This is a genomic window from Testudinibacter crocodili, assembly GCF_006228025.1.
Classification (GTDB): domain Bacteria; phylum Pseudomonadota; class Gammaproteobacteria; order Enterobacterales; family Pasteurellaceae; genus Chelonobacter.
The window spans coordinates 63,846-76,809 of record NZ_VDHF01000018.1 but is presented as its reverse complement, the minus strand read 5'-3'; the positions used below and the strand labels follow the sequence as shown (position 1 = coordinate 76,809).

The 12,964-nt window shown below is 44.3% G+C and carries 4 protein-coding genes; 3 read left to right on the top strand and 1 reads right to left on the bottom strand.

Features of this window, described 5'->3' with window-relative positions; genetic code table 11:
* Nucleotides 1–94: 94 nt before the first annotated feature.
* Nucleotides 95–790 carry a 7-cyano-7-deazaguanine/7-aminomethyl-7-deazaguanine transporter gene (locus tag FHQ23_RS02190; protein ID WP_139612852.1) on the bottom strand — a complete coding sequence of 232 codons (696 nt, stop codon included), beginning with the start codon at nucleotides 788–790 and terminating at the stop codon, nucleotides 95–97.
* Between the two features lie 440 nt (nucleotides 791–1,230).
* Here FHQ23_RS02190 and FHQ23_RS02185 point away from each other — a divergent pair, with 440 nt between their 5' ends.
* The 3 genes from FHQ23_RS02185 to eno all read left to right on the top strand — a co-directional run bounded on the left by FHQ23_RS02185 (nucleotide 1,231) and on the right by eno (nucleotide 12,931).
* Nucleotides 1,231–9,678 carry an Ig-like domain-containing protein gene (locus tag FHQ23_RS02185; RefSeq protein ID WP_139612851.1) on the top strand — a complete coding sequence of 2,816 codons (8,448 nt, stop codon included), beginning with the start codon at nucleotides 1,231–1,233 and terminating at the stop codon, nucleotides 9,676–9,678.
* A 178-nt stretch (nucleotides 9,679–9,856) separates the two neighbouring features.
* Nucleotides 9,857–11,488 carry a CTP synthase gene (pyrG, locus tag FHQ23_RS02180; RefSeq protein ID WP_139612850.1) on the top strand — a complete coding sequence of 544 codons (1,632 nt, stop codon included), beginning with the start codon at nucleotides 9,857–9,859 and terminating at the stop codon, nucleotides 11,486–11,488.
* Nucleotides 11,489–11,629: 141 nt separating this feature from the next.
* A complete protein-coding gene (eno, locus tag FHQ23_RS02175) occupies nucleotides 11,630–12,931 on the top strand; it encodes a phosphopyruvate hydratase (protein ID WP_139612849.1) in 1,302 nt (433 codons plus the stop codon).
* Nucleotides 12,932–12,964 lie beyond the last annotated feature (33 nt).

Sequence of the window (12,964 nt, the reverse complement as noted above, 5' to 3'; positions counted from 1 at the left end):
ATACCAAAAGTCGCTATTAAAAAATTCAATAGCGGCATTTGTACAATAAATATTAGGGTCTGTTGATGTTTGTTTATAATTTGAACTATAGACACTAATTAAAGTGTGATTCATGCACATCAGCAAGTTGGCGTAGTTTTTTCAAAATAATATTTAGCGCTACGCCGTAAGCCGGGACGAAGAATAGTAAGCCGACAAACATTTTGAACAGGTAGTCTACCACGCCAAGCGCAAACCAGTTTTCCGCCATAAACGGATCGCTGCTTTGGTAAAATGCAATCGCAAAAAACATTAAGGTATCGCAAGCACTGCCGAAAGTCATCGAGCAACTAGGTGCAATCCACCAGGTTTTTAATTGGCGTAAGCGATTGAAGACTAACACATCTAATAACTGCCCGAACACATAAGCGGCAAAGCTGGCGATCGCAATCCGGAAAACAAACAGATTGAACTCACCAAGTGCGGTCAGCCCTTGAAATTGCTGATCAACAAATAAGGTGGACACCAGATAGCTGATGATCAACGCCGGAATCATCACCACAAAAATAATCTGGCGCGCTTCTTTGGCACCAAATACCCGCACCGTGAGATCGGTCGCCAAGAAAATAAATGGGAAGGTTAACGTGCCCCAAGTGGTATGAAAACTAAAATCACTGAACGGCAACCGCACTTCAAAGGCGTACTGCACCAAATAGTTGCTGGCAGTGATGATCAGAATATGGAAAAAACTCAAGATAATTAACGCATGGCGTTTTTGTTGCGTGTTAAACAACGCAGAAGTGGAAAACATATCACTACCTTTTTGTTTATGTTGGGGGCGAGGGAACCCAAATATTGCGATTAAATCATAAAAGAGCGGTGATGATACGGATTTTTCTTTAAAACGCAAGCAGCAAAATAAATGCGTTTTTTATTTTCAAATAGTAAATTTAGGTTAGTAAAATGTAAAACATATGCAAAGCTGTGATTAATACTTGATAAAGTAAACTTTTACATTAAGATTTGACTCTAAATCAAAATTTACGGTTTAAAATTTAACCATAAACAGCATTTTGTTGATGTAAATCAAATAAAAACGACTAAAAATAAACCACTGTAGATATGAATTGCTGGTTCTTCGGCAATAAACTATCAGTACGCAGCATTAAATAAAAAATTTCTTTCCCCACGTTTACTTACTTTTATTAAATAACCCAAACGAATAACTCTACTCACACAAGGAAATCTGATATGAACTTATCTTTTATCGAAAATAAATTGGCGCAACAAACGACACTGACAACGCATGCGCGTTATAAAACGACAGCCCGTCCGGGGGAGGTTTATAATTTAATTGATCCTGAAACCGGTATGTCACCAAAAGATTTAGAGGTTTCACGACAAGGTGATGATTTAGTTTTAAGAAGCGCTGAAGCAGATATCGAAGTTCATATCGAGGGTTTTTGGCAACATTGTCTACCGGGTGAGCAACAATGTTATGCAGTTTTAGACACTACTGGTGCAAACATTACAGAAATAGGACAAGTGACCATTACTCAAGATGGTCCTGTATTGGAGCATTTATTAGCAGGACAAATTGGTACATTAGAAGCAAGCAAAGCCGGTATATGGTTATGGGTCGGTGCATTTACCGCCGGCTTACTCGGTGCAATTAGCGCAGCCTCTTCCAGTAGCAACGGAAGAAGTGGAAATCATGAAAATAATCAAGACACTATTGCACCAGATCAACCTACTGCTGCCATCAATCAAGCAGGAACACAATTGAACGGTAAAACCGAGGCCAATGCTACCGTAATTGCCATGCTACCCGATGGTAGTACCCCTAGCACTACTGCTGATGCAGAAGGTAACTACATCATTTCATTAAACCCCGCTCTGACTAACGGAGAAACTGTACACGTCGTCGCAAAAGATGCCGCAGGCAATAGTAGCAAACCAAGCGTGGTCAACGCAGCTGATACCACAGCACCAAATAGTCCGACAGCCGAAGTAAGTCAAGATGGAAAAGTTGTAACTGGTAAAGCCGAACCAAATAGCACTGTGACTATTAAAGATCAAGTCGGTAATATTATCGGAATAGCAAAAGCTGATACTAACGGAGAGTATAGTGTCGTATTAACTAATCCACAGACTAATGGACAAACAATTACTGCAACCGCAACTGATGTCGCAGGTAATACTAGTGGTGAAGCCAGTGCCTCAGCACCAGATATCACTGCACCAGCAGCACCTTCAATTATAGTTTCTGATATTAACCCAACAGACAATACTCAAACTATTCGCGGTAAAGCAGAACCAGGTAGCACGATTACCTTAAAAGATAGCGATGGTAAGACCATTGCAACTGTTATTACGAATGCAAACGGAGAATATAGCTATACCACAGATAAGCCATTTAGTAATGGCGAAGAGATCACTGCTACTGCCAGTGATACAAACAATAATAGTAGTTCGCCTGCAGCTGCAAATGCACCAGATACTACCTCTCCAAATAACCCAACTAATGTTATGGTTTCTCCAGAAGATGGTGCAACCGTAACCGGTCAAGCCGAGCCAAATAGTAATATCACCGTCAAAGATGAAAAAGGCAATATTATTGGTACTGGAAAAACTGACGCTGGCGGTAATTTTAGTATTAATCTGACCAACCCACAAACCAATGGGCAAACAGTTAGCGTAACCGCCACTGATACGTCCGGTAACACGAGTCCAAGCAGCAATGCCAAAGCACCTGATTTAACTGCTCCGGATATGCCTACCGGTGAAATTTCTGACGATGGCACGGCTGTTATCGGTAAAGCTGAGCCAGGTAGTACGGTTAAAATTTATGATAAAGACGGCAATGAAATCGGTACTGCTATTGCTGATAACGACGGAAACTATGGTCCGGTTACTCTGAAAAATGGTCCTTATTTATCTGGTGATGATATTTGGGCAAATGCTAGCGATCAAAGTGGCAATAGCAGCAAGAACTCTGCAATCCATACTAAAGATACAACCGCGCCGGCTGCACCGCAGGCTACAATTTCCAATGACGGCACAACTGTGAGTGGAAAAGCAGAGCCAAACAGCACTGTCACGATCAAAGATGCAACCGGTAACGTATTAGGAACCGCTATTGCTGATGTTGACGGTAACTATAACGTCCTATTAACAACACCACAAACTAACGGACAAGTACTAACTGCAACTGCAACTGATGCAGCAGGTAATGCAAGTTTACCGACTGATGTTACTGCACCGGATACCAGCGTACCAACTGCTCCAACGCTTGCAATTAGTAGCGATGGCACAACTGCAAGTGGCACCGCCGAACCAAACAGCAAGGTAATCATTCGTGATGCACAAGGTAATAAAATTGGTGAAGCAACAGCAGATAAGGACGGAAACTATACTGCGCCACTATTCCCTAATCAAACTAACGGTGAAACATTACAAGCCACAGCAACCGATAAAGCAGGCAATATTAGTGAGCCAACCAGTGCAACCGCACTTGATACCACCGCTCCAGCTGCGCCAACGGTAACTGCAATTTCGGCAGATGGTTTAACCGTAACCGGTAAAGCTGAGCCAAACAGCACAGTCACGATTAAAGATGCTACCGGTAATATACTAGGAACAGCCGTTACGGATAAGAATGGCAATTACAGCGTTCCATTGAATGCAGCGCAAACTAACGGACAGCCTTTGACTGCAACATCCACCGACGCTAGCAACAATGTTAGCCCTGAAACCCCTTTCATTGCCAATGACAGCTCTGCACCAGCCACACCGGCAGTCGCGATCAATCAAGACGGCACAACTGCCAGCGGTAGTGCAGAACCGGGTAGTACTGTTAGCATTAAAGATGAAACAGGCAAAGAAATTGGAACTACGATCGCAGACAAAGACGGGAAATATAGTATTCCACTTAACCCTGCCTTAACTAACAGTGAAAAAGTTACTGCAACTGCAACTGATGCATCAGGCAACACCAGTCCGGCTGCTACGACAACCGCTCCCGACAGTACTGCGCCTGAGCAACCAAACGCCTTTATTAGCCAAGACGGCGCAACCGTTAGTGGTACCGCAGAACCAAACAGCACTGTAACCATTAAAGATAAAGATGGTAATGTGTTAGGCACAGCAACTACTAAAGCTGATGGTACTTATAGCATTCCTCTGAGTAAACCACAAACTGATGGGCAAGCTTTAACTGCAACCGCAACAGATAATGCAGGCAACACCAGTAAGCCAGCTGCTGTCAATGCGCCTGATTTAACACCGCCAGCAACCCCAACGTCAGCGGGCACTCTCTTGGATAACGTTGATACCCTAAACGGCACCCCATTAACTGAGGGTAATGAACAGAAAATTACAGCAACGAGCAATAACCACAGTAATGATAGCACCCCTAGTTTGGTTATCCCGAAAGCTATCGCTGACGCAGCAGCCACTGATGGTAACAGCTTAAAATTAGTCGTTGATGGTGTTGCTGTTGATGCTGTCGCAACCCAAGATGCTGAAGGTAATACCGTCTTAACACCAAAAGAGCCGTTAAGCGATGGACAACACAGTGTTAGTTATCTGCTACAAGATAAAGCCGGCAATCAAAGTGATGCTGCACCAGCAACGACTTTCACTGTAGACACCCAAGCGCCGGAAAAACCAGCAGCACCGACGTCTTATAAAGATGATTTAGGCTCTATCAAAAATGATACCAGCACTGCAGCAGCAACAGATGATACTACACCGGGAATTAATATTGGTGAAATTCCAGAAGGAACAACACCAAAATTGTACGTTGATGGCGTCGCAGTAGAAGCTGAGATAACGGTTAATGACGATGGCACAACGACTTTAACACCGAAAACAGCCTTGACTGACGGAGCTCATAATTTAGCTTACAGCCTGACTGATGCAGCAGGCAATGAAAGTGCGGTTAGTGATCCGATTGCAATCACCGTTGACACCGCCGCACCGGCTAAACCTGCTGCACCAACATCTTATCAAGACAATGTCGGTACACAGCAAAGCGAAACCAGCAGTGCAACAACAACCGATGACACCACTCCGGGGATTAATATCGGCAAAAATCTAACCGATACACCAAAATTATACGATGCAGACGGCAAAGAAATTCCGGCAACATATAACCCAGAAACCGGTACATTGACACCAAATTCACCGTTGTCTGAGGGAGAAAATAAATTAAGTTATACCCTAACAGACGCCGCTGGAAATGAAAGTGAGAAGAGTGATCCAATCACGATTAACGTTGACACTACCGCACCGGCTAAACCTGCTACACCATCTTCTTATAAAGATGATGCAGGTTTGGTAAAAAATGATGTCAGTACTGCAGAAAAAACTGATGATAGCACACCAGGTATCAATATCGGCACAGTTCCAGCAGGAACAACACCAACACTATATGTTGATGGTGAAAAAGTGGAAGCAGAAGTAACTGTGAATGCAGACGGCACGACAACCCTAACGCCAAAAACAGCATTGGAAGATGGTGCTCATAATATCACTTACACACTAACAGATACTGTGGGTAACACCAGTGAGCAAAGCGATCCGATTGCCATTACTGTTGATACTGCCGCTCCAGCGAAACCTGGAGCACCAACATCTTATAAAGATGATGTCGGTTCAGTCACCAATAATACTAGCACTGCAGCAACTACCGATGACACCACTCCGGGTATCAATATCGGTATTGTGCCAGAAGGTACTACACCGAAACTCTATAATTCAAACGGTGAAGAAATTCCAGCAACTTATGATGCAACAACCGGTACACTGACACCAAATTCACCATTGCCTGAAGGCGAAAACCACCTGAGCTACAGCTTAACTAATGCTGATGGTGCCGAAAGTGAGAAGAGCGATCCGATTACTATCGCTGTTGATACCACCGCACCAACAACACCAACGACTGCGGCAACAGTAACGGATAATGTTGATGCCAGTGGTGCTCCTTTAGAACCATCGGAAACCGTTATTAATAATGGCACCACTAATGACAGCACACCAAGCATTACAATTCCAAAAGATCAAGCTGATCAAGGAACCCCACAGTTAGTTGTTGATGGTAAAGTAGTACCTAGCACAGTTGTCACTAATGCTGATGGTAGTGTGACCTTAACACCAACCACACCACTAGATGACGGAAGTCATAGCTTAAGCTATAACTTGACTGATGCAGCCGGTAATACCAGCGGTAATGCGCCAGCTGTGACCGCCACAATTGATACTAAACTATCTGCTATCAGCGTAACCTTACCAAGTAATACTAGCAGTGAAATTACGCCAACAGAGTTAGGAACAAACACCACTGTTCCGGTAAAAGTAAACTTTACAACCCCTACTAATGTTGCTGTTGGTGATACTGTAACAGTTACAGATAATGCGGGTAATACACGTACTGTAATTGTAACCCAAGCAGATATTGATGCTAAAGGAGTAACTGTTCAATTACCACTTCCAGCCGAAGACGGTGAATTAGTCGTTAATGCCAGCATCACTGACCCGGCAGGCAACAGTGTAGAGGCAACTGAAGCCAAAGCTGTACTGAACTTGTTACCACCGGGTACACCAATACCACAAATTGATGCTGACACCAATAATGACGGCTACATCAATGCGGCTGAAAGTACAAATATCAATTCCAAAACAACTGTTACAGTGAGCATTCCAACAGAAGATGGAGAAGGCTTCAGTGCAGCTAAAGCAGGCGATATTCTGACCTTGTATGCAGCAGACGGTACAACCGAACTAGCTACTCACACTTTAACAGATGCGGATATTACCAAAGGTAGCCACACCTTTTCCGATCTTGTCCTGCCAAGCAATGGAACATTTGAAATCAAAGCTAAGTTAGCAGATGGCGCATTGGCTGATCCAGGTTGGACTGCGGGTACTCCTGGTAACGATAAAGTCACTATTGATAGCACTTTACCAACAATTGCAATTACTTCTGATATCACAACGGTCAACAGTACCACGACTGCAACCTTAACCTTCACACTCAGTGAAGCCAGCACCGACTTTATTTTAGATGATGTAATTGTTTCTAACGGCGGCAGTTTGTCAAATTTCCAAAAAACAGGGGAATTAACTTATACCGCACTTTTCACTCCGACAGCAAACACAGAAGTCACCGCAACAGTGAGTATCGCCAGCGGTAAATTCAGTGATGTGGCAGGCAACCAAAATGCCGATGGCGAAGAAGCAAATAACAGCGTCAGTATTACGGTTGATACTATTGCACCAATTCAACCAACCATCAAATTAGCCAATGATAGTGGTGAAAATGATAGTGACGGAAAAACTAATGACGGTACATTGACTATTACAGCAGACCCGACAGCAACAACAGTTGTAAAAGCAACAAAAACTAATGGTGATACAGTCGAGATCACACCAAATGGCGACGGTAAATATATTCTTCCGGATGGTGAATATAGTAATATTACTATTACTAGTACAGACGACGCAGGCAATGAAAACAAGGCTAATTTAGACGCCGTAACTGTTAATAGTGCTAAACCAATATTAACCAGCACTGCCTTTGAGTATGATGAAAATCGAGAAACCGATTATGCAATCGGGACAGTTACTGATACAACCGGTAGTACAATTGCTCAATACCGTATTGTTTCAGGAAATGAGAGCGGTTATTTTGAGATCAATCCTCAAACCGGCGCTATCAGCTTAACTGCTGTAGGTGCCTCAGCAACTGCCGCTTCAAATGATTTTGAGACGACACCGAATAGCTTTACACTTGTAGTCAATGCTACGGATGAGATGGGCAATGTATCTGACAACACCAATATAACTATTACCGTCAAAGATGTTGCCGATGAACAAAAACCGACAATTTCATCAGAAACCTTTGAATATATGGAAAATCAAAATCTATCTAGTACAACTGCGAGTCTAAATGGTGTTGTCGGTAAAATTACAACTGCTGCAGATGATGTCGGTGTAGTTAGTTACCAATTTACTGAAACCGGTAACGATACTAGTGCGGATGGCTTCTTTAAAGTAGACAATAACGGTAACGTAACTATCACAGCTGCAGGTATTACTAATGCAGAAACCAACGACTATGAAACCGGTAAAAACAGCTTTATTTACGGAATCCAAGCAAAAGATGCTGCAGGCAATGTCTCTGATTCCGCGGATTTCACTTTTACACTACTCGATAACAATGCACCAGTGTTACCACAAACGCTGATAGTTAATTACTTTGAAAATGCGCTATCAAGTGATTCTTTAGGAACCGTCACTGCAACGGATGCGGACAGTGTTGACGTAAGCGGGTTAAAATACTACTTCGTCAATTCAGACGGTACAACCAGCACCACCAGTGCCGATGGAGCTTATGCCATTGATGGGAGCAATTTCCGCCTAACTGCGCAAGGTGGGGCATTAGAATCTGTGAGCAGTGCAGCAGCAACTACGCCATATAACGATTATGAAGCAGTAGGGCACCCTGATAATGGTTTTACCGGCTATAAAGTGATTGCTATCGATCCACGTGGTGAGAAATCAGCTGAAATGGATGTCACGTTTAAAGTAAATAATGTTATTGGCGTCTTACGTCTAGACCGCTATTTAAGCCCAACACAAGGGGTCAATGATGATGGCACTAACAGCGGTAATAACATGACCTCAGATGAAAACGATAAAATCTATATCGGCTGGACAGAAACCGGAAAATTAAATGTTGATTATCCAGATATTGGCGGTAATCAAAATGATCCGAAACAAGGGCTTTACACTGCGGGTGGTGACGACTTTGTACAGCTTTACGGTAGTGTGGGTAACTCCTCCGGTTATGTCCGAACCGTTGATTTAGGTACAGGAAACGACACCTTCTTAGTCGGCTCGCAAATTCGCCAAGGTGCTATTATTAACACTGGTGACGGTGATGACCGCATTGTTGTCGGCAACAATCTACAAACACAAGGCTGGGCTATCGGCATCCGAGAAGGCGCCAAAGTATCCATGGGGAACGGCGATGATTATTTAGAAGTAACAGGCAATAATGGGCTGCAAGATAATGGCACAACTGTTGATATGGGCGACGGAAATAATATTATGAAAGTCGGCTATGTGAATAATGGCTCAAGTGTTATCTTCGGTTCAGGCAACGACCAATTGACTGTCACTGGTGATATCGGTACCGGAGCGGGAATGGCATCGATTAAAATGGGTGCAGGTGACGATATTGTGACGTTAGGTGGCCGAGATCCTGACGGTATTATCGACGGCGGTGCCGGTTTTGACACCATTGTTCTGACGTCATCTCAAGCCGGAGGCAACTTCTATCACTTGATCTCGACCCAATCCGGAAGTTCACAAGGCGGATTTATCGGCTTTGAGAAAATAGTATTGCAAAATAATGCTACAGTCGATATTCGTTACAATGACTTATTACGCGATACGACCAATGAAGGTCCATTGCATATTCAAGGCGGCACTGCCAATAAAGTAGATTTGGGCGCTAATAACTGGAACAGTGACGGCGCAGATAAAGCTAAACTAGATGATAATGGCAGTTGGAGTAAATCAGGTACACAGCAAGTTGCTGATGGTATCACATACGATGTATGGCATCACAGCAATGCCGGCGCTGAAACCTCAAACGATGTTTGGATTCAAACCGGTGTAATCGTGATTTAATCCGAGCATACTTTTAACCCGTTATTCAAGCCCTGCAAGCCGAGTGCTTTGCAGGGCTTTTTTGCAAATTGCATAATCAATAATTGAGTTCAACCACACTTTAATATAAACTATTCTCCCGTCCTGATAAGATTTTTTATTCTTTCCATCATCATTTCATATACAAACTGGATTTCAAATGGCGACCAATTATATTTTTGTGACGGGCGGTGTGGTATCTTCCCTCGGTAAAGGTATTGCTGCGGCATCACTTGCGGCAATTTTAGAAGCGCGTGGTCTGAACGTGACCATGATGAAGCTGGATCCCTACATCAACGTTGACCCCGGCACCATGAGCCCAATTCAACACGGTGAAGTGTTTGTGACTCAAGACGGCGCCGAAACCGATCTGGATTTAGGGCATTACGAGCGCTTTATCCGCACCAAAATGACCAAACGCAATAACTTCACCACCGGTAAAATTTACTCCGAAGTGTTGCGCAAAGAGCGACGTGGCGACTATTTGGGCGCCACCATTCAAGTGATTCCGCATATTACCAATGAGATTAAAGCGCGCGTGATTGACGGTGCAGCCGATCATGATGTGGCGATTGTCGAAGTCGGCGGCACGGTGGGCGATATAGAGTCGCTACCATTTTTGGAGGCCTTGCGTCAATTGGCAGTACAGGTCGGGCGTGAGCGCACGCTATTTATGCACTTGACGTTGGTTCCGTACATTGCCGCCGCTGGCGAGCTGAAAACCAAACCGACTCAACATTCGGTCAAAGAGCTGCTGTCTATCGGCATTCAACCGGATATTCTGATTTGCCGTTCCGATCGCAGCATTCCGGCAAACGAACGCGCCAAAATCGCATTGTTCTGTAACGTGCCGGAAAAAGCAGTGGTGTCATTAAAAGACGTCAGTTCGATTTACCAGATTCCGGCAATGCTGAAATCACAGGGTTTAGATCAATACATCTGTCAACGCTTCCATTTTGACTGCCCAGAAGCGGATTTAAGCGAATGGGAACAAGTGCTGTATCGTGAAAGCAATCCAAGCAACGGCGATGTCACAATTGGTATGGTCGGTAAATATATCGAACTTCCAGATGCTTACAAATCGGTAAATGAAGCGCTGAAACACGCTGGGCTCAGCAACCGTTTAACAGTTAACATCAAATATATTGATTCGCAAGACGTGGAATCAAAAGGCACCGATCTGCTGAAAGGCTTAGACGGGATCCTAGTGCCGGGTGGCTTCGGTTACCGTGGTGTCGAAGGCAAAATCATGACTGCACAATACGCCCGTGAGAACAACATTCCGTATTTGGGTATTTGCTTGGGAATGCAGGTTGCCTTGATCGAATATGCGCGCAATGTTACCGGCTTAATCGGCGCAAATTCGACTGAATTTGATAAAAATAGCCCATATCCGGTAGTCGGTTTGATTACTGAATGGCAAGATGCCGAAGGCAAACTGGAAACTCGTACCGAAACGTCAGATCTCGGCGGCACCATGCGTCTGGGCGCTCAACAATGCCATTTGATCGACGGCACTCAAGCGCGTGAAATCTACGGCGCAGCAACCATTGAGGAACGCCACCGTCACCGCTATGAAGTAAACAACAATTTATTACCGCAAATCGAAGCCGCCGGTCTGAAAGTCAGCGGTTTGTCGGCGGATAAAAAGCTGGTAGAAATCATCGAAATCCCAACTCACCCTTGGTTTGTCGCGGCACAGTTCCACCCGGAATTCACCTCAACCCCGCGTGACGGACACCCGTTATTTAGCGGATTTGTTAAAGCTGCGAAAGAACATCAGAAAAAGTAATGTATTTGTTAAAATAAAAAAATAATTCAGTGCAGGAAACAACATTCCTGCACTTTTTACAAGACAAATAAATTAAATCGCTTTAGTATATAGCACAGATTTTTAATACTGATTTTAATTTAATCACAAGAGGAAAATACAATGGCAAAAATTGTTAAAGTAATTGGTCGTGAAATTATCGATTCTCGCGGAAACCCAACCGTTGAAGCTGAAGTGCATTTGGAAGGTGGTTTCGTCGGTTTGGCAGCTGCGCCATCTGGTGCTTCTACCGGTTCTCGCGAAGCGTTGGAACTGCGTGACGGCGACAAAACCCGTTTCTTGGGTAAAGGCGTGCTGAAAGCGGTTGAAGCAGTAAACGGACCGATTGCCGCAGCAGTTGTCGGCAAAGATGCCACCAACCAAGCAGAAATCGACCAAATCATGATCGACTTGGACGGCACGGAAAACAAATCTAAATTCGGTGCCAATGCGATTCTGGCGGTTTCTCTGGCGAATGCGAAAGCAGCGGCTGCCTCAAAAGGTCTTCCACTGTACGCTCACATCGCTGAATTAAACGGTACTCCGGGCGTTTACTCTATGCCATTACCAATGATGAACATCATCAACGGTGGTGAGCACGCCGACAACAACGTTGATATCCAAGAGTTCATGATTCAGCCGGTCGGTGCCAAAACCCTGCGTGAAGCATTGCGTATCGGTGCAGAAGTGTTCCACAACTTGGCTAAAGTATTGAAAGGCAAAGGTTTGAACACAGCAGTGGGTGACGAAGGTGGTTTCGCGCCTAACTTAGCGTCTAACGCTGACGCACTGGCTTGTATCAAAGAAGCGGTCGAAAAAGCCGGCTATGTGCTAGGTAAAGATGTGACTCTGGCAATGGACTGCGCCTCTTCCGAGTTCTACAACAAAGAAACCGGCAACTACGAAATGAAAGGCGAAGGCAAAACCTTCACTTCTCAAGAGTTCACTCACTACTTAGAGCAGTTGACTAAAGAGTATCCGATTGTTTCTATCGAAGACGGCCAAGACGAATCTGACTGGGAAGGCTTCGCTTACCAAACTAAAGTATTGGGCGACCGCGTGCAATTAGTCGGTGACGACCTGTTCGTAACCAACACCAAAATTCTGAAAGAAGGGATCGACAAAGGTATCGCGAACTCTATTTTGATCAAATTCAACCAAATCGGTTCTTTGACCGAGACTTTGGCTGCGATCAAAATGGCGAAAGATGCCGGTTACACTGCAGTGATCTCTCACCGTTCAGGCGAAACCGAAGATGCAACTATTGCGGATTTAGCAGTGGGTACGGCAGCAGGTCAAATCAAAACCGGTTCCATGAGCCGTTCTGACCGTGTTGCTAAATACAACCAATTGATCCGTATCGAAGAAGCGTTAGGTGCGAAAGCCCCATTCAACGGTTTGAAAGAAGTGAAAGGTCAAGCATAATTCTTGCCTTAGCTGAATGAAGAAAAGGTTGTT